Below are 17949 nucleotides of genomic sequence, written 5' to 3' on the forward strand. Positions count from 1 at the left end.
GCTGTATGAAAAACACAATCGAAAAGACCACCGGACCGGTATGGGGTGTGGCGGCAGGCGTGCTCCTGGCCGCCGCGGGACTGAGTCTCGGCATTTTCCCGAAATCGCTGAACAGCATGGGAACCGCAAACGACTTCATGGCATCTGGCGTCGCGATGCTGGGGATCTTCCTCGTCGTCTATTCCACACACGAACTACGACGAAAACGCCTGAACTGAGCGTCGGGGCACCGTCTCCGCGCAGAACGCTCCCGGCTGACCGCCGGTTCAGGAATGCGCGCGCCCGTCGGCGGAGCCGGAATCGACCAACAGGTCGTCGACGATGATTTCGCCGGCCGCCCGGCCGGCGCGCAGCGCGTTGAGGGTGTCGTCGAACAGGCGGCCGCCGTCGTCGCCGAGCCGGACCGGCGCCAGCAGGCGCGGCGCACTGCCGGCCGCGCGAACCTGCACGACCGCCACGAACCCGAACCGAAGCGTGGCGGGTGGCGGCGCGTGGTCGCGTGGTTCGTCGAGCCGGAATTCGCAGCGGACATCGATGGTGTATCCGCGGTAGGTGTACGCACTGTTCATCTGCAGCTCGCTCGAAAGGGAACGCGACGACGGACCGTGGGCGCATGATATCGGCTCGCGCGAGCCGGTGGGGGTGGGGTGTCTACCTACTTGAGGATTTCGTGCCGGTAGACGAGCTCGACGATGCGCTTCGTCGGGATGCTCGCGCGCAGCGCATCGACGTTGTCGATGCGAAACCACTTGCACTTCTCGATCTCGTTGCTCGCCTGGGCCTGGTGCTCCGGGCCGACTTCCGCGAAGAACACGTGGTGCACCTTCGCGAGCCCGGTGAACTGCATCGAGTAGACGAGGTTCTGGCCGACGATGCCGGTTTCTTCCAGCAGTTCCCGATGTGCGGCCTCGAGCGGCGTTTCGCTGCGCTTGATCGTGCCGCCGGGCAGCGCCCAGCGCGACGAAACGCGCGCAACGAGCAAGACCTGTTGTTCGCGGTAGCAGACGACGGTCGCGCGTTCCTTGACGAGGACCGCACTGGCTTCCGGCGCATTGGTGGAGACGGGGGCTTGAGGCATGCCCCGATTCTAGCGAGACTCGGGCGCCCGGCCAAGCCGGAGCCGCCGAGCGCGACGCGGCCCGTCGGTCGGGCCGCGTCGTCATGGAGTGCGTAGCGTTACTTCTGTTCCGGCAAGAACCAGTTCATCACGAGCGCGCAGATGCCGCCCGTCGCGACGCCCGATTCCAGCACGTTCTTCAACGCATGCGGCAGGCTGTTCAGGATGTCCGGCACTTGCGACACGCCGAGGCCGAGCGCGAGCGACACCGCGATGATCAGCAGCGCGCGGCGATCGAGCTGGATGCCGGACAGGATGTTGATGCCCGATGCGGCCACCGCGCCGAACATCACCATCGCCGCACCGCCGAGCACGGGCTCCGGCACGGCCTGCAGCGCGCCCGCGACGACCGGGAACAGGCCGAGCACCACGAGCATGCCCGCGATCCAGATGCCGACGTAGCGGCTCGCGACGCCGGTAATCTGGATCACGCCGTTGTTCTGCGCGAACACGGAGCTCGGGAACGTGTTGAACACGCCGGCCAGCAGCGAGTTCGCGCCGTTCACGAGCACGCCGCCCTTGATCCGCTGCATCCACACCGGCCCCTCGACCGGCTCCTTGGAGATCTTGCTGGTGGCGGTGACGTCGCCGATCGCCTCGAGCGACGTGACGAGGTAGATGATCAGCATCGGCACGAACAGCGACCACGAGAAACCGATGCCGAAGTGCAGCGGCGTCGGGACCTGGAACACCGCGGCCTGATGCACGCCCGTGAAGTCGAGGCGGCCGAGCACCGCGGCCGCGGCATAGCCGATCGCGAGCGCGATCACGAGCGCGGTGCTGCGCACCCACACGATCGGCACGCGGTTCAGCAGGATGATCGTGCCGAGCACGAGGCACGACAGCGTCAGGTTCTGGGCGCTCGCGAACGTGCCGTTGGCCATCGCGCCGTAGCCGCCGCCCATGCTGATGAGGCCGACCTTGATCAGCGTGAGGCCGATCAGCAGCACGACGATGCCGGTGACGAGCGGCGTGATCAGGCGCTTCACGAACGGCAGGATGCGCGACACGCCCATCTCCACGAACGAACCGGCGATCACGACGCCGAAGATCGCGGCCATCACGGTCTCGACCGGCGTGCCCTGCTTGACCATCACGCTGCCGCCGGCGATCAGCGGGCCGACGAAGTTGAAGCTGGTGCCCTGCACGATCAGGAGGCCGGCGCCGAGCGGACCGAAGCGCTTGCACTGCACGAAGGTCGCGATACCGGAAATCACCAGCGACATCGACACGATAAGGGTCGTATCGCGGCTCGATACGCCGAGCGCCTGGCAGATCAGCAGGCCGGGCGTGACGATCGGCACGATGATCGCCAGCAGGTGCTGGAGCGCCGCGACGAAGGCGACCATCGGCGCGGGCCGGTCATTGGGGCCATAGACGAGGTCGCGCGACGAATCTGCGTCGTCGGCGCCGTGGGAGGCGGATCGGGCGGGGGAGGCGGGTTGCATGGCGAGCGGGCCGGACAGGATGGAAAGTGCGGCATTTTAGCCGAAGGGCCCGCCGGCGCCGCCGGGCGCGTCGCAATGGCCGCGCTTCGGTGCGCGCGGTGCGCGGGCCGCCGGATACGCGCGTTTGCACACGTCGATGACGGCCTCGCGCAGACGGCGATGCACGGGATCGCGCTGCATCCGCGGATGCCAGAGCGCGGAGATCAGGATCTCGGGCAGCCGGACCGGTATCGCGAAGCTGCGCAGCCCCAGTGCGTCCACGAGCCCCGGCGTGAATGCGTTGCCGAGGCTCGAGCGCGGCACGAGCGCAATCAGGTCGGTGCCGGTCGCGACGCGCATTGCATCGGGGTAGCCGGGCACCACGACCTGCACGATGTGAGCGGGCGCGAGCGTGTCTGCCGGATCGTTCGCCGGCCCGCCGAAGTCGCCGAGCTGCGATGCGATCACGTGACGGCAGGCCGCGTAGCGCGCAGGCGTGATCCTGGCCGCCGCGAACAGCGGATGCCCGGCGCGCGCCACCGCGACGTGTCCGTCGTGAAAGAGCTCGCGCGTGTGCAGCTCGGGCGCGTCGTCGCCGCGCTTGCCGATTTCCAGGTCGACCGTGCCGTCGCGCAGCGGCCCCGGATCGCGGTCGAGCCTGGCGACGAAACGCACGCGCACGCCGGGTGCGATGTCGCCGATCGCGGCGACCACCGGGCCGGCGAGCATGTCCATGAACGACGCGGCCGCCCGGATGGTGAACGTGGACGACAGCGTGGCCATGTCGACGTCGGCCGAGGCCGGACGAAGCACGGCACGCGCATCGCTCGCGATGGCGTGCACGCGATCGCGCAATGCCGATGCGTGCGGCGTCGGCACGAGCCGGCGTCCGGCACGCACGAGCAGTGGATCGCCCGTGGCGGTGCGCAGCCGCGTGAGCGTGCGGCTCATCGCGGAAGTGCTCAGTCCGAGCCGGCGCGCGGCGCCGGTCACGCTCCCTTCGGTCAGCAGCACGTCGAGCGCGGCGACGAGGTTCAGGTCGATGTCTTCCATCCGGGCAGCATACGACATCGCACGGCGTGACAGGGCGTTCGATGCAACTATCGATTGAGTCCGGTGCGTCTGGTGCATGCGATGGTGCGCGCCTATAGTGGCCGGATGACGAACTCCGGCAAAGGTGAAATCCATGCAATCGACCGTATCGACCCCCAGGACACCTTCGATCCTGCTCGTCGCGGCCTCGCGCGGCCTCGGGCTCGCGATGGCGGAACAATTCCTGAACAAGGGCTGGCACGTCACCGGTACCGTGCGCGCGGCATCGGCGCGCACGCAGCTGCACGCGCTCGCCGACCGCTTCGACGGACGGCTCGACATTTGCGCGCCGGAACAACTGGCCGCACTGCGCGCGCGTTTGTCGGGCCGGCGCTTCGACATGCTGTTCGTGAACGCCGGCACGACCAACGATCCGAACGAAACGATCGGCGACGTCACGACCGACGAATTCGTGCGCGTGATGATCACGAATGCGCTGGCGCCGATGCGCGTGATCGACACGCTGCAGGATCTCGTGACCCCGGATGGCCTGATCGGCGCGATGTCGTCGGGGCAGGGAAGCGTCGCGAACAACGTGAGCGGCATGCGCGAGGTCTACCGCGGCAGCAAGGCCGCGCTGAACCAGTTCATGCGCAGTTTCGCGGCGCGCCAGGCCGGCACGCCGCGCGCGATGGTGCTGATGGCGCCGGGCTGGGTCCGCACGGAACTCGGCGGACCCGATGCGCGATTGACGATCGACGAAAGCGTGCCGAGCCTCGTGAACGTGTTGATCGGGAAGCAACGGCGCGCTGGGCTCGAATACCTCGATTACCAGGGGCGCACCGTGCCGTGGTAGCGGCCGGCGCAGCGGCGCGCGTGACGATGCGCTGCGCGCGCGGCGCCGATTCAATACAATGCGACGTCGGGGCGTCGGCGCCGCGTCGGGCCGCCGACCGCCACTTTCGGCGCGCAATCGCGCATGGTGGAATGACGGCCCGTCATGACGGGCCGCTGGCGAATACGGAGCGCAGCATGAACGAACCTTACCTGCAGGTCATCGCGCATTTCTTCGCGAAACCCGGCAACGGCGACCGCGTGATCGAACTGCTGGCCGAACTCGCGCCGGCCACGCGCACCGAGCCGAAAAACCTCGACTATGAATACTTCCGGTCGCCGGTCGATCCCGACCACATCGTGATCCTCGAGCGCTATCGCGAGGCAGACGGCCTCGACGTGCATCGGGAAACGCCGCATTTCCAGCGGATCGGTGTCGGTGCGATCTTTCCGTTGCTCGATCGCCGCGACGTGACGCGCTACATGGTGCAGCCGGACACCGGCACGGCGACGCCGCCGGGAGGCACCCGATGAACCCGTTTCAATTCCGTACCGTTCCGACGCAGATCGTCGAATTCGGCGCTGCTCGCCGGCTCGGCGCGCTGTTGCGCGAACGCTTTCCGGCGCTCGCGCGGCTGTGCGTCGTCACCGATGCGTTCCTGCATCGCAGCGGCGTGCTCGCGCCCGCGCTGGCGAGCCTCGCCGCGCACGGCTGGCAGGTGACCGTGATCGACGACGTGATCGCCGATCCGCCCGAGCACGTCGTGCTCGAAGCGACCGCGCGGGCGGTGGCGGCCGATGCGGAAATCGTGCTCGGCCTCGGCGGCGGTTCGTCGATGGACGTCGCGAAGCTGATCGCGGTGCTCGCGCCGGGGCGGCAGGCGCTGGCCGACATGTACGGCGTCGACAAGGTTGCGACGTCGCGGCTGCCGCTCGTGCAGATGCCGACGACGGCCGGCACCGGCTCCGAAGTGACGGCCGTGTCGATCGTCACGGTCGGCGAGGCGCGCAAGATGGGTGTCGTGTCGCCGCACTTGTTCGCGGACGTCGCGATCCTCGACGCCGAGCTGACACTCGGGCTGCCGCGCGCGGCCACGGCCGCGACCGGCATCGACGCGATGGTGCATGCGATCGAGGCGTATACGTCGTCGCGGCTCAAGAATCCGGTGTCCGACATGCTGGCCGTGCAGGCACTGACGCTGCTGTCGCGCAACCTGCTGAAGGCATGCGACGACGGCGGCGGTCGCCACGCGCGCGAAGCGATGCTGGTCGGCGCGATGTTCGCCGGCCAGGCATTCGCGAACGCGCCGGTCGCGGCCGTGCATGCGCTGGCCTATCCGGTCGGCGGCATTTTCCACGTGCCGCACGGGTTGTCGAACGCGCTCGTGCTGCCGCATGTGCTGCGCTTCAACGCGCCGGCTGCCGCGCCGCTGTATGCCGAACTCGCGGCGATCGTCGCGCCGTCGGCGACGGGTAGCGACGAAGCGAGAACGCAGGCGTTGATCGACGAGATCGATCGCCTGATCGTCGCGACGGGCATTCCGCGCACGCTGCGCGAGGTCGGCGTCGGCGAGGGCGACCTGCCGAGGATGGCGTCGGACGCGATGCTGCAGACGCGCCTGCTCGTGAACAATCCGCGCGAAGTCACGGAAGCCGACGCGCTGGCGATCTATCAGCAGGCGTGGTGATCGCGACGCGCGTGCCGTGCGCGAGCGCATTGCCGCAGGCCGGCGCCTGCACGACGCCGATGCCGCCGCCGGCCAGGATCGTGTCGAACATCGGGCGTCGGTGGCGCGTCGCCGTCACCGTCTGGATCAAAGGCTCATGCAACCGACGGGAGACGACATGACGCAACGGGACGAAGCAGCGCGCACGCGGTGCGTCGCGTGGCAGAACACGCAGACCTGGCAGGCGGCCGAATGGTGCCGGCTCGTCGAGACGCATGCGGGCATCGACCTGTCGGGCGCGGTCGCGGGCGCGATCGACGGCACGCCGTTTCGCGTCGACTATGCGATCGCGTGCGGCGCCGACTGGCTGACGCGATCGGCGCACGTGATGTACTGGCTCGGCGCAGCGCCGCCACGGCAGCTCGCAATCGAACGCAACGCGTCGCGCTGGACGATCGACGGCGTCGACGCGGCGGCCCTCGCGGGCGCGACCGACATCGATCTCGGCTTCAGTCCGTCGACCAATACGCTGCCGATCCGGCGTCTCGGGCTGGCGGTCGGCGCGTCGGCCGTCATTCACACGGCCTGGCTGCGTTTTCCGGCGTTCGAGATCGTGCGCGGCGAGCAGCGCTATGCGCGCACGGCGGAGCACGTTTACCGCTACGAGAGCGGCACGTATGCGGCCGATATCGCGGTCGACGATGCGGGCCTCGTCACCGATTACGACGAGTGGCGGCGCATCGGCGCGACGCGTTCGCCGTAACGCGGCGCAGCGACGGCGCGTCAGCGCGCGTTGGCGACCGTCACCTTGCCGGGAATCAGCTTCAGCGCGCTGAACGCGTCGGCGATGCTCTGCTGATACGCGAGCGTCGCATCGGTGACGGGCTGCACGCCGTAGCCGGCGCGCTTGAGCGCGACTTCGAGCGTCGGCGCGTCGAGGCCGACGAGCGGCGACAGTTGCGCGGCGACTTCCGGAACGTGGTCGCGTCCCCAGCGATCGACCGCGTCGACTTCGTCGAGCAGCGTGCGCAGCACCTGCGGCTGCGCGGCGGCATATTTGCGCGCGGCGAGGTAGTACTGCGTGTTGCGCACGAGCCCGTCGCCGTTCGCGATCACGCGTGCGCCGAGCTGTCGTTCGGCGGCCGCCAGATACGGATCCCAGATCACCCACGCGTCGACGCTGCGCTGCACGAACGCGGCGCGCGCGTCGGCGGGCGTCAAATAGATCGGCTGGATGTCGGCATACGTGAGGCCCGCATGTTCCAGCGCCTTCACGAGCAGATAGTGGACGTTCGAACCCTTGTTGAACGCGACCTTCTTGCCGCGCAACTGCGCGACGGTGCGGATCGGCGAATCGGGCAGCACGACGATCGCCTCGCCGTGCGGCGCGGGCGGTTCGTTGCCGAGATAGACGAAATCGACGCCCGCGGCCTGCGCGAAGATCGGCGGCGTCTCGCCGACCGTGCCGACGTCGATCGCGCCTGCGTTCAGTCCCTCGAGCAATTGCGGGCCGGCCGGAAACTCGAGCCACTGGACCGTCACGCCCTGGCTCGCGAGCCGCTTCTCGAGCGTGCCGCGCGCCTTGAGCACGACGAAGTTGCCGTATTTCTGGAAACCGACGCGCAGCCGCTTCTCGCTGCCCTGCGCCAGTGCGGGCATGCCCGCGAGCGGGCCGAGTGCGAGCCCGGCCAGTCCGGCGGCCGCGCCGTGCAGCCACTGGCGGCGGCGCGGATTTGCCGGGGTCGTTTCAAGGTCTGCGTGTGATTCGTCGTTCATCGAGGCGTCCTGCTGGCGGGTTCACGGGTCGCGCGCGCTTGCGGCGCGATCGGCACGGGACGCAGCCGGATGCGCAAGCTGCGCGCGGCCGGCCCGCGCCGGATGCACGACGATACGGCCGCACGAATCGGCGGCCAACCAATGAATCCGCATATGCAAATCACCGGCCGGACGATACGTGAACGACGGGCCGGCAGGCGTCGCCGCACTCAATCGGTGCCGAGCGGGCTTTCCTCGATCGAGTCGACGCGATCCGGGTAAAACGCGAGGTGCGCGCGAATCGATTCGACGGCCGGGTTCGGATGCTCGTACGTCCACACCGCGTTGGTCGCGCGTTCGCCGCCGGCGGGAATCGAGTAATACGCGCAATCGCCCTTGTACGGGCAGTACGTCGCATGGTCGGTGCGTTGCAGCAGCGCCATGTCGGCGTCCTCGCGCGGAACGTACAGCACGGCCGGATAGCTGGCCTCGCGCAGCGCCAGCGCGTGGCGCGTATCGGCGACGACCTTGCCGGCCACCTTGACCACCACGCGGGACGGATGCGGTTCGATCGTGATCGGATGATCGGGGCCCGGCGACTTCACGGGACGAGAGGGCGTATCGGGGCTGATCGACATCGTGGGTCCTCCAGGAAGGGGCAGCGCGCCGCAACGCGCGCGCGGGCGAATGCTCGCGCGCCGGTGCCGCCGTTGACCAACCGATACGATGCGCCAATTCCGGAGAATCTGCAGGGGGCCGGAAGGCGGACCGCGAACGGCGTCGCTGCATGACGCGGAGCGGTGGCGCTTGGCAGCCGGAATTCGCCGGCATGCCCCGACGCTCGTGCGGACATTTTCATGCAGCGGCAGCGCGATGCATCCGCCGCGATAAGCAACGCGGAATTAATTGGTAAGCGATCGGCGGGCGTCGCGCGAAGATCGGCGGTCGTCATTCGCATGACAGTCCTTTCTCGACCGCCACCATGAAGATTCCATTCGTTTCGTTCTCAGCGCATCGCGCGCGGCCCGCATCCGTTGCCGTTGCAGCGCTGCGCGGCATGGCCGCGTCGCTGCTCCTCGCCGGCGCGGTCACGCACGCGTTCGCGGCGCCGGCCGGCAAGACGCTCGTGTTCTGCAGCGAAGGCAGCCCGGCCGGCTTCGACCCCGGCCAGCACACGACCAGCACCGATTTCGACGCGAGCACGTACACGATCTACAACGGGCTCGTGCAGTTCAAACGCGGCACGCTCGATCTCGCGCCGTCGCTCGCGACGAGCTGGGACGTGTCGTCCGACCAGCGCGTCTACACGTTTCACCTGCGGCGCGGCGTGAAGTTCCAGACGACCGCGTGGTTCAAGCCGACGCGGCCATTCCAGGCGGACGACGTCGTGTTCACGTTCCGCCGGATGCTCGACCCCGACGATCCGTTCCGCAAGGCCTATCCGGTCAGCTTCCCGTACTTCAGCGATCTCGGATTCGACCGCAACATCGAGCGTATCGAGAAAATCGATGACGACACGGTGCGCTTCGTGCTGAAGTCGCCCGACGTCGTGTTCGTGCGCAATCTCGCGATGGCGTTCGCGTCGATCCTGTCGGCCGAATACGCGGCGCAGTTGACGGCGAGCCATCGCGAGGCCGACATCAACCAGTTCCCGGTCGGCACGGGGCCGTTCCAGCTGCGCGCGTACCAGAAGGACGCGACGATCCGTTACGACGCGAACCCCGACTACTGGAAGCCGGACGACGTGAAGCTCGCGCATCTCGTGTTCGCGATCACGCCCGATCCGGCCGTGCGCCTGCAGAAGCTCACGGCGGGCGAGTGCCAGGTGTCGGTGTTTCCGCGGCCGGCTGATCTCGAGACGGTGCGGCGCGATCCGAAGCTGACGCTGTTTTCGGGGACGGGCTTCAACGTCGGCTTCGTCGCGTACAACACGCAGCATCCGCCGCTCGATCGCGTCGACGTGCGGCGCGCGCTCGACATCGCGATCGACAAGACGGCGATCATCAAGACCGTGTTCAACGGCGACGCGACGATCGCGACGAACCCGATGCCGCCCGCGCAATGGTCGTACAACCCGCGCCTGAAGGACGCGCCGCGCGATCCGGCCGCGGCGAAGGCGCTGCTCGCGCAAGCAGGATTCCCGAACGGTTTCGACCTGACGCTGTGGGCGATGCCGGTGCAGCGCCCGTACAACCCGAACGCGCAGCTGATGGCGCAACTGATCCAGCAGGACTGGGCGAGGATCGGCGTGCGCGCGAAGATCGTCAGCTACGAGTGGGGCGAGTACAACCGCCGCGCGAAACGCGACGGGCAGCACGACGCGATCCTGTACGGCTGGTCGGGCGACAACGGCGATCCCGACAACTGGCTCGGCACGTTGCTCGGCTGCGACGCCGTGCACGGCAGCAACCTCGCGAAGTGGTGCAACGCGGATTTCGAGCGGCTCGTCGATGCGGCGCGCACGAACGCGGACGTCGCGAAACGCACGTCGCTTTACGAGCAGGCCCAGGTCGTATTCAAGAGTCAGGTGCCGTTCACGCCGATCGCGACATCGATCGTGTCGCTGCCGCTCTCGAAGCGCGTGCACGGGGTGACGTTCTCGCCGCTCGGCGGGCACCGGTTCGACGGCGTCTGGCTGGATTGAGGAAGGCAGGCCGGCGCGCGTGCGCCGGCTGTCGACGCGACAATCAGTTCAGTGCGACCGCGGCCGCTGCTTCGACCGGCGAGCCTTCGAGCGCGACGGATGGCCGGCCGTCGGGGCCGACCGGCACGTCGCCGACGAGCGTCGTGCGATAGAGCTGGCGATCGAAGTCGAGATCGAAGATGTCGACCGGCGCGAGATGCGCGGTCGCGCGGTTGTCCCAGAACGCGATGCTGCGTGGCTCCCACTTGAAGCGGATCGTGAATTCCGGCCGCGTCACGTGCTCCCACAGCAGTTCGAGCAACGCCTGGCTTTCGCGCGGCGTCAGCCCGACGATCGACTTCAGGAAACTCGGGCTCACGTACAGCGCACGTTCGCCGGTCTCCGGATGCACGCGCACCAGCGGATGCTCGGTCACGAGCGGGCGGCGCTCGACGGCTTCATCGAATGCGCCGGTCGCGCGCGCACCGGCCGGCGGCGTGAAGCGGTGGATGCCGCGCAAGCCGTCGACGAAGCCGCGCAGCGGCGCCGACAGCGTCTCGTACGCACGCACGAGGTTGGTCCAGTGCGTGTCGCCGCCGTACGGCGGAATCGTCACGCCGCGCAGGATCGACGCCCATGGCGGATTGACCGCGGCCGTCACGTCGGTGTGCCAGCCCGTCCACGGCCGGCGCACCGGCTCGCCTTCGAAGCGCGTCGCCTTTCGATGCTTCGCGATCGAATAGACGGCCGGGTGACCGTCGACGTGTCCGAACACCGGATGACCGACGGTCGGCTCGCCGAACTGCGCGGAGAACGCGACATGCTGCTCGTGCGTGAGGAATTGCTCGCGGAAGAAGATCACGCGCCATTTCAGCAGCGCGGCGCGAATCGCGGCGATCTGCGGCGTGGTCAACGGCTGGGTGAGGTCGATGCCGCGAATCTCCGCGCCGATGTGGGCGGACAGCGGGATCACGTCGACCGGCTGGGCGGCGGGTTCGGGTAGGGCGCTCATGCGACGCTCCTGGCGGAAGTGAACGGGGTGGACGGCCGGCGACATCGTTGCGCATGCAAGCGTCGGCCCGGTGGCGGAAACGTCATGGTCGGATCCTCCGGTCGGCAATGCGGGAGTGCGGGAAGGGGTCGGCACGGCGGCGGCCGAAGTCGCCGCCGCGCGCGGCGAACGTCATTGCAGCGTCGCGCCGGGCCCCTTCAGCACGACGCTGCGGCGGCCGTCGACGCCGACCGGCACGTCGCCGTGAACGGTCGCGCGACGGACGACGCGGTGCGCATCGCCGTAATCGTTGATCGCATAGTGCTGCGTCGCGCGGTTGTCCCAGATCGCGACGTCGCCTTGCTGCCAGTTCCAGCGCACGGTGTTCTCGAGGCGCGTCACGTGTTCGTGCAGCACCTGCAGCAGATGCGCGGAATCCTGCGACGACAGCCCCTTGATCTTCTGCACGAAGTGCCCGAGCACGAGCGTGCGTTCGCCGGTCTCCGGATGCACGCGCACGACCGGGTGTTCGGTTTCGTAGACGGTCGACGTGAACACTTCGCGGTAGCGCTTCAGTTGCGTGTCGTCGGCATGCACGTGCGTCGACGCGTAGTCGTAAGCGTTCGTATGCACTGCCGACAGCGTGTCGGCGAGTGCGCGCAGCGATTCGGGCAGATGCGTGTACGCGGCGGCCGTGTTGGCCCACACCGTGTCGCCGCCGAACGGCGGGATCACGACCGCGCGCAGGATCGACACCTTCGGATACGCGTCGACGAAGGTCACGTCGGTGTGCCACGAATTGGCGCGCGCGCCGTGCGCGGAATCGAGTTCGAGCAGGTGCGCGCTGCCGTCGACGGACGGCACGGTCGGGTGCGCGACGATATCGCCGAAGCGGCGCGCGAAGGCTTCCTGCGCCGTGTCGTCGAGATGGCCCTGGTTGCGGAAGAACAGCACCTTGTGGCGCAGCAGCGCGGCCTGGATTGCGTCGAACGTCGCGTCGTCGAGCGTGCCCGACAGCCGGACCCCGGCGATCTCGGCGCCGATCCGGCCGGCGACCTGGCGAACCTGAAGCGGGACGGCGGCCGTGCGCGGTGCGGCGGCGTGCGAAGCATGCGATGACGGGTGAGCGGCGTGCTGGACTTCGGACATCGGGAGTCTCCTGGATCGGATCGGTCGAGTCTCCATTCAAGCAGGGATCGCGCGGAACCGGAACCGATGAATCGTCACATCCTTAGCGCGCGCCGCGATGATCGATATGTGTCGTCATGCTGAGCAATTCGGGCACGGTGTCGGGTCATGCGGCGCGACAGTGTCACCACGCGAGCCGCCATTCGCCGATCCGGTGCGCATCGGGCGCATCGACGCGTTTTGCCCGACCACCATCGCCGCCATCGCCGCCACCCGGCGGTGCACGATCGTCGAAATCGGCGAGCACCGTGTCGCGCAGCCGAGCGAATTCCGGCGAATCGCGTCGGCGCGGTCGCGGCAGCGCGACGTCGACGATGCGCTCGATGCGCCCGGGGCGCGGCGCCATCGTGACGACGCGATCGCCGAGATAGACGGCTTCGTCGACGTCGTGCGTGACGAGCACCATCGTGATGCGCTCCTGCTCCCAGATGCGCAGCAGTTCGTTCTGCATTCGCGCGCGCGTCTGTGCATCGAGTGCGCCGAACGGCTCGTCGAGCAGCAGCACGCGCGGCCGGTTGACGAGGCCGCGTGCGATCGCGACGCGCTGCGCCATCCCGCCCGACAACTGGTTCGGGTACGCATGCTCGAAACCGTTCAGCCCGACGAGCGCGATGTGCTCGGCCACTGCGCGTCGCTTGCTCGCGGCGTCGAGCGGCGCATTGCGCAGCGCGGCCTCGACGTTCTGCGCGACCGTCAGCCACGGGAACAGCCGGTGATCCTGGAACACGATCCCGCGCTGCAGCGACGTGTCGCGCACCGGTTCGTCCCCGGCGCGGATTTCGCCCGCGTAGTCGGTGTCGAGCCCGGCGATCAGCCGCAGCAACGTCGACTTGCCGCAGCCGCTCGCGCCGACGATCGTGACGAATTCGCCGGCACGCACGTGCAGCGACACGTCGTCGAGCACGGCAAGCGTCGCGCCGCGTTGCGCATAGCGCTTGCTCACGTGGAGGATATCGAGCGAATCGGAAGCGAGGTTCGTCATGGCGGAGAAGGAAGCGACAGGAAGAAGGAGGGCGATCAGCGGCGCAGGTCGCCGCGCCGGGCCAGCACCTTGCGTTCGACCGCACGCGCGATCGCGTTCAGCGCCCAGCCGGTCACGCCGACGACGATGATTCCGAACAGCACGAGGTCCATCCGGAACTGCTCGCTGCCGTCGATCAGCGTGTTGCCGATCCCGCTGCCCGCGACGAGCAGGTACTCGGCGCCGAGCGTCGCGAGCCACGAGTAGATGAGGCCGAGATACAGCCCGGTGAAGATCGATGGCAGCGCGGCGGGCAGGAGCACGTAACGCACCAGCTGAAGCCGCGAATAGCGCAGCGCGCGGGCCACGTCGACATACGCGCGCGGCACCGCATGAATGCCGTCGCACGTATGCGTGGCGACCGGCAGAAGCGCGGCGAGTGAGAGGAATACGACCTTGGCGGCGTCGCCGAGGCCGAACCAGACGGAAATCAGCGGAATCCACGCGAACAGCGAGATCTGCTTGAACGTGTCGAAGCTCGGGCCGACCACCCGCGCAGCGATGCGCGACAGGCCGAGCGCGGCGCCGAGCAGCAGGCCGCCGGTCGCGCCGATCGCGAAGCCGCACGCTTCGCGCGCGAGCGAAGCCGACAGCGCGCGCGCCAGCGCACCGCTGGTCGTCTGGGTCCACGCCGTGTGCAGCACGTCGGTGGGGCCGACCAGCAGCCCGCTTTTGACGAGATGCGCGGACGAGACGGCCCACCAGAGCGCGAACGCGCCGAGTGGCAGGACGAAACCGCGCCAGTCGGGCACGGGAAAGCGCCGGGCGGTCGAGACGGCGGGCGACGAGGCGTCGGGTATCGACGTGGCGGCAGGCGGCATGAGCGGCATCCTTGAATCGGGTTCAGCCGCGGAACGCGGACGGCACGCCACGGCGCAGCCGTGCTTCGAGCGCGTCGAGCAGCCGGTTGATTGCGAGGCCGACCGCGCCGACGACGATCACCGCCGCCATCACGAGATCGAGCTGGAACAGCTGGCGCCCGTACACGATCAGGTAGCCGAGCCCTTCGGACGATGCGACGAGTTCGACGACGACGAGCGCGAGCCAGGATTTCGTGAAGGCGAGTCGTACACCGGTCGCGAGCGTCGGGATCGCGGCGGGCAGCACGACGTGGGCGATGCGCTGGCGGCGCGTATAGCCGAACACGCGCGCGACTTCATCGAGCGCAGGCGGCGTCTGGCGGAAACCCTGCAGCGTGCACATCGTCACGGGGACGAGTGCCGCATGTGCGATCAGCAGGTACTTCAGCGGCTCGCCGACGCCGACGAGCAGCAGCAGGAACGGCAGCCAGCCGAGCACGGGAATCTGCACGAGCGCGTTGAAGCCGGGCAGCACGTAGGCTTCCAGCGTGCGTGCCAGGCCGAGCGCCGCACCGGTCGCGAAACCGAGCAGCGTGCCGGCCGCGAAGCCGACCAGCACGCGCTGCAGGCTGATCAGCGTATGGCGCGCGAGGTCGCCGCTGGCGGCGAGTTCCGCGAGCGAGTCGGCGACCTGTTCGGGCGGAGGCAGGATCTGCGGCGCGATCCAGCCGCGCGCGCTGCCGACGGTCCACAGCGCGAACAGCAGTGCGGGCAGCGCCCACGGCGCGAGCCGCCACGCCACGCGCTTCACGGCCGCCGCGCGGGACTGCGCCGCGAGCGCAGGCGGGTCGGACGACGGAATCGGGATCGCGGTGTCGCTCATCGGGGCCGGTCCGGGTCAGGAGAGGGGCTTGCCGGACGCGTCGTAGCGCGGCCAGTAGTGCTCGAGGTGCTGCGCGCGCAACGCGTTGTCGAGATACTTCGGTTCGAACCAGCCGTCGACGTCGACCGGCTGGCGGATCAGTTTCAGCTTCAGCGCGTCCTGCGCGACGGCCTTGTAGCGCGCGACGAGGAATGGATCGATCAGCGGCGACAGGCGGTCCTTCAGGCGCTGGTTCGCAAAGTCGGCCTGCCACGACGCATACGGCACGCCGCTTTTCGCCCAGAGCTTGAACAGCGCGTCGCGATTCGCTTCATCGGACGACCATTGCGCGCCCTTGACCAGCGCGTCGACGACACGCTGCACGATGTCCGGATGCGCGCGCTCGAAGTCGTCGAGCACGAGCAGGTGGGTCTGACGCGTGAACTGCGGGCCGTCGTTCTGCGATTCGTAGATGATCTTCGCAAGGCCCGCGTCGCGCAGTTTGTACAACTGATAGTCGCCGACCGATGCGTCGATGCCCTTCGACGCGAGCGCGGCAAGCGAACTCGCCGAGTCGAGGTTGATCACGCGCAGGTCGCGCTCGCCGAGGCCGTTCTTCGCGAGCGCATTGTCGGCGACGAGCTGCAGGTTCGTGCCGCGGAAGATCGACACGCGGCGGTCCTTCAGGTCGGCGATCGAGCGGATGGTGGAGTCCGGCGGCACCGCGATCTTCACGCCCGAGCGCACGCTCGCGGCGAGCAGCAGGCGCGTCCTGATTCCGTTCGAGCGTGCGAGCACCGCCGGCAGGTCGCCCTGGTAGGCAAAGTCGAGCGCCTTGTTGGCGATCGCCTCGTTGACGGCCGGGCCGGCGCCCTTGAAGAACAGCCACTGCACCTTGATGCCGTCGGTCGCGAACTCCTTTTCGACCAGTTGCTGCAATTGCGCGGTGGCCGCGCTCGACCCGCCGAAGGTCGGCGGATCGCCGGCGCCCTGCTGGGCGACGCCGATGCGGATGGTGGCGGGCTTGTCGGCGTGCGCGGCGACAGCGGGGAACGCGACGAGGGACGCGATCAGCAACGATCGCAGCAGGCGCAGGGGAGACGGGAATCGGTCGATCATGGCGCGTCGGATGGCGAGGAGTGGAAATCGGGCCGGAGGATGTCGAACCATTCTGGAGGACGCCGCCGGCGCGGGACAAGCAACGATTTGAACTATGCTTATCGCCGCGTTTCCGGTTGGCAAATCACGCGTGGCGCCAATTGGAAATGTCGAATCGCGCCAACGCCGAGCGCCGATCCCGCAGCCGATCGGCGCGTGCAATATTTTCCGGATCGCGCTGGAATGGACGAAAGGATTGCCGGGCAACGCACGCGGGAGTTTGTTCTGAATTCGTCAATGCGAAGCGCGCGGCATATCGAAAAACTGAATAAAAAACCATCGAATTGAACGCTGGCGGCAATGATGCGGCCGGGCATTAACATTCTTACTCCGAGCCATGACCGGCCTGCCGCGCCACGCTGGAAAAGCGGTAAATGACGTGCGTGTATTTCATCACTGAAGCGCTCCGCCCATAAATGCATTCCGACGCCAAATTATTTGAATTCGCCCAAAAAATTGTCTATACCCTAGACGAATTGGCGTGTTCCGCATCGTGTCAATGCGGCTCGCCACAAACGCGCGAATGTAGCGGCCAATGCCGCCGCCGCACACCACGCGTTGCAGCGATCGAATGGATTCCGGGGAATGCGCACGGTCCGATGCCGGGGCCGCCGCATGAGTCACGAATGGGCGAACGCCGTGCGCACCACCCCGTGCAACACCGCGTCATTACATTCAACGGTCGATCACCGACCCCGCCACACGGAGGTTGTCATGCTGCAATACGTCAAGACCTTGCTGCGCGATGAACGTGGTGTCAGCTCGCTCGAATATGCGGTTCTGGCCGGTATCGTCGTGGTCGCGCTGGCGGCGGTCGGGGTGATTCTCAGCAGCACGTCCGGCGGCTTGCCGGCCGTGTTCACCGCACTGATCAACAAGGTCACGGCGTTGATCTGATCTCCTGAACCCGCGCGCCGTCGGCGGACACACGGATCCGCAGCGGTACGACGTATCCAGCCGGGGCGCGCCGACGGACGGCTCTCCGATGCTCTTTCTCGTACAGTCGGCGGCGACGCTCGTGCTGGTGTCGCTCGCGACGCAGGACCTGCGCGAGCGGCGCTTGTCCAATCGCGCCGTGCTGGCGTTCGCGATGCTGTATTTGATCGCGGCGGCACTCGCGCGCGACGGGCTCGCGCAACTCGCCGGTCACGTGGCGACCGCCGCGGCGATGCTGCTGCTGTTCGCCGGCTTGCGTCACGCGGGCTGGATGGGCGGCGGCGACGTGAAGCTGGCGGCGGCGGTGTTCCTGTGGGCCGGCCCGACGCTCGCTTTCCCGGTGCTGACGCTCGTCGCCGCGAGCGGCGCCCTGTATGGCGTCGCCGCGCTCGCGGCCGTTGCATGGCGGCGTCACACCGCGCCGGCACGTGCGATCGCGCCGCGCGGCGTGCCGTACGGCATCGCGCTCGCGCTCGGCGGCATGCTGGCCGTCTGGGCGCCGTTTCCTCACGCGGTTTCGCTTGCCTAGCCGGGGGAC

21 protein-coding genes are annotated in these 17949 nt (G+C 68.3%); 9 read left to right on the forward strand and 12 right to left on the reverse strand.

Annotated elements, in window-relative coordinates; translation table 11 throughout:
- Positions 1–5 precede the first annotated feature (5 nt).
- Positions 6–218: a hypothetical protein gene (locus tag WS87_RS20915; RefSeq protein WP_059524815.1), complete on the forward strand. Its 213-nt coding sequence runs from the start codon at positions 6–8 to the stop codon at positions 216–218.
- Positions 219–266: 48 nt separating this feature from the next.
- Here the strand turns inward: WS87_RS20915 and WS87_RS20920 are convergent, their stop codons facing one another.
- The 4 genes from WS87_RS20920 to WS87_RS20935 form a co-directional block, all read right to left on the reverse strand.
- A complete protein-coding gene (locus WS87_RS20920) occupies positions 267–569 on the reverse strand; it encodes a hypothetical protein (protein WP_059818821.1) in 303 nt (100 codons plus the stop codon).
- Between the two features lie 86 nt (positions 570–655).
- The gene (locus WS87_RS20925) at positions 656–1078 is read right to left on the reverse strand and encodes an NUDIX hydrolase (RefSeq protein WP_059818822.1); all 423 of its coding nucleotides are present in this window, start codon (positions 1076–1078) and stop codon (positions 656–658) included.
- A 98-nt stretch (positions 1079–1176) separates the two neighbouring features.
- Positions 1177–2565: a nucleobase:cation symporter-2 family protein gene (locus WS87_RS20930; RefSeq protein ID WP_059818823.1), complete on the reverse strand. Its 1389-nt coding sequence runs from the start codon at positions 2563–2565 to the stop codon at positions 1177–1179.
- A 36-nt stretch (positions 2566–2601) separates the two neighbouring features.
- The gene (locus tag WS87_RS20935) at positions 2602–3597 is read right to left on the reverse strand and encodes a LysR family transcriptional regulator (RefSeq protein ID WP_059819625.1); all 996 of its coding nucleotides are present in this window, start codon (positions 3595–3597) and stop codon (positions 2602–2604) included.
- Between the two features lie 133 nt (positions 3598–3730).
- On the opposite strand from WS87_RS20935, the gene WS87_RS20940 reads away from it, so the two are divergent.
- The 4 genes from WS87_RS20940 (at position 3731) to WS87_RS20960 (ending at position 6840) form a co-directional block, all read left to right on the forward strand.
- Complete coding sequence (locus tag WS87_RS20940) at positions 3731–4432, forward strand: SDR family oxidoreductase (RefSeq protein ID WP_059818824.1); 702 nt, start codon at positions 3731–3733, stop codon at positions 4430–4432.
- 176 nt (positions 4433–4608) lie between these two features.
- Positions 4609–4944, forward strand: a complete 336-nt coding sequence (locus tag WS87_RS20945) for a putative quinol monooxygenase (protein WP_059690194.1) — start codon at positions 4609–4611, stop codon at positions 4942–4944.
- A complete protein-coding gene (locus WS87_RS20950; RefSeq protein ID WP_059818825.1) occupies positions 4941–6098 on the forward strand; it encodes an iron-containing alcohol dehydrogenase in 1158 nt (385 codons plus the stop codon). The genes WS87_RS20945 and WS87_RS20950 overlap by 4 nt, the downstream gene beginning before the upstream one ends.
- A 157-nt stretch (positions 6099–6255) precedes the next feature.
- Complete coding sequence (locus tag WS87_RS20960; RefSeq protein WP_059818826.1) at positions 6256–6840, forward strand: putative glycolipid-binding domain-containing protein; 585 nt, start codon at positions 6256–6258, stop codon at positions 6838–6840.
- Between the two features lie 20 nt (positions 6841–6860).
- Here the strand turns inward: WS87_RS20960 and WS87_RS20965 are convergent, their stop codons facing one another.
- Both WS87_RS20965 and WS87_RS20970 read right to left on the reverse strand, forming a co-directional pair.
- Complete coding sequence (locus WS87_RS20965) at positions 6861–7853, reverse strand: sulfonate ABC transporter substrate-binding protein (protein WP_059689786.1); 993 nt, start codon at positions 7851–7853, stop codon at positions 6861–6863.
- Positions 7854–8062: 209 nt separating this feature from the next.
- Positions 8063–8470: a DUF427 domain-containing protein gene (locus tag WS87_RS20970; RefSeq protein ID WP_059524833.1), complete on the reverse strand. Its 408-nt coding sequence runs from the start codon at positions 8468–8470 to the stop codon at positions 8063–8065.
- A 344-nt stretch (positions 8471–8814) separates the two neighbouring features.
- Between WS87_RS20970 and WS87_RS20975 the strand changes: the two genes are divergently transcribed.
- Entirely contained in the window at positions 8815–10476 is a 1662-nt protein-coding gene (locus WS87_RS20975) for an ABC transporter substrate-binding protein (protein ID WP_082750643.1), read from the forward strand.
- Between the two features lie 43 nt (positions 10477–10519).
- Here WS87_RS20975 and WS87_RS20980 read toward each other — a convergent pair whose 3' ends face one another.
- The 6 genes from WS87_RS20980 to WS87_RS21005 form a co-directional block, all read right to left on the reverse strand.
- Positions 10520–11467, reverse strand: a complete 948-nt coding sequence (locus WS87_RS20980; RefSeq protein ID WP_059818827.1) for a TauD/TfdA dioxygenase family protein — start codon at positions 11465–11467, stop codon at positions 10520–10522.
- A gap of 171 nt (positions 11468–11638) precedes the next feature.
- Positions 11639–12595, reverse strand: a complete 957-nt coding sequence (locus WS87_RS20985; protein ID WP_059818828.1) for a TauD/TfdA dioxygenase family protein — start codon at positions 12593–12595, stop codon at positions 11639–11641.
- Between the two features lie 163 nt (positions 12596–12758).
- A complete protein-coding gene (locus WS87_RS20990) occupies positions 12759–13616 on the reverse strand; it encodes an ABC transporter ATP-binding protein (RefSeq protein WP_059818829.1) in 858 nt (285 codons plus the stop codon).
- Between the two features lie 35 nt (positions 13617–13651).
- A complete protein-coding gene (locus WS87_RS20995) occupies positions 13652–14476 on the reverse strand; it encodes an ABC transporter permease (RefSeq protein ID WP_059525653.1) in 825 nt (274 codons plus the stop codon).
- A gap of 22 nt (positions 14477–14498) precedes the next feature.
- The gene (locus WS87_RS21000) at positions 14499–15338 is read right to left on the reverse strand and encodes an ABC transporter permease (protein ID WP_059818830.1); all 840 of its coding nucleotides are present in this window, start codon (positions 15336–15338) and stop codon (positions 14499–14501) included.
- A gap of 15 nt (positions 15339–15353) precedes the next feature.
- On the reverse strand, positions 15354–16436 hold the full coding sequence (locus WS87_RS21005) for an ABC transporter substrate-binding protein (protein WP_059818831.1): 1083 nt from the start codon (positions 16434–16436) through the stop codon (positions 15354–15356).
- Positions 16437–16523: 87 nt separating this feature from the next.
- Here WS87_RS21005 and WS87_RS33705 point away from each other — a divergent pair, with 87 nt between their 5' ends.
- The 3 genes from WS87_RS33705 to WS87_RS21015 all read left to right on the forward strand — a co-directional run bounded on the left by WS87_RS33705 (position 16524) and on the right by WS87_RS21015 (position 17940).
- Positions 16524–16763, forward strand: a complete 240-nt coding sequence (locus WS87_RS33705) for a hypothetical protein (protein ID WP_218929485.1) — start codon at positions 16524–16526, stop codon at positions 16761–16763.
- 426 nt (positions 16764–17189) lie between these two features.
- Positions 17190–17372, forward strand: a complete 183-nt coding sequence (locus WS87_RS21010) for a Flp family type IVb pilin (protein WP_044843866.1) — start codon at positions 17190–17192, stop codon at positions 17370–17372.
- An 88-nt stretch (positions 17373–17460) separates the two neighbouring features.
- Positions 17461–17940, forward strand: a complete 480-nt coding sequence (locus tag WS87_RS21015; RefSeq protein WP_059818832.1) for an A24 family peptidase — start codon at positions 17461–17463, stop codon at positions 17938–17940.
- Positions 17941–17949: the final 9 nt, after the last annotated feature.

Source organism: Burkholderia sp. MSMB0856 (assembly GCF_001524645.2).
GTDB lineage: Bacteria > Pseudomonadota > Gammaproteobacteria > Burkholderiales > Burkholderiaceae > Burkholderia > Burkholderia diffusa.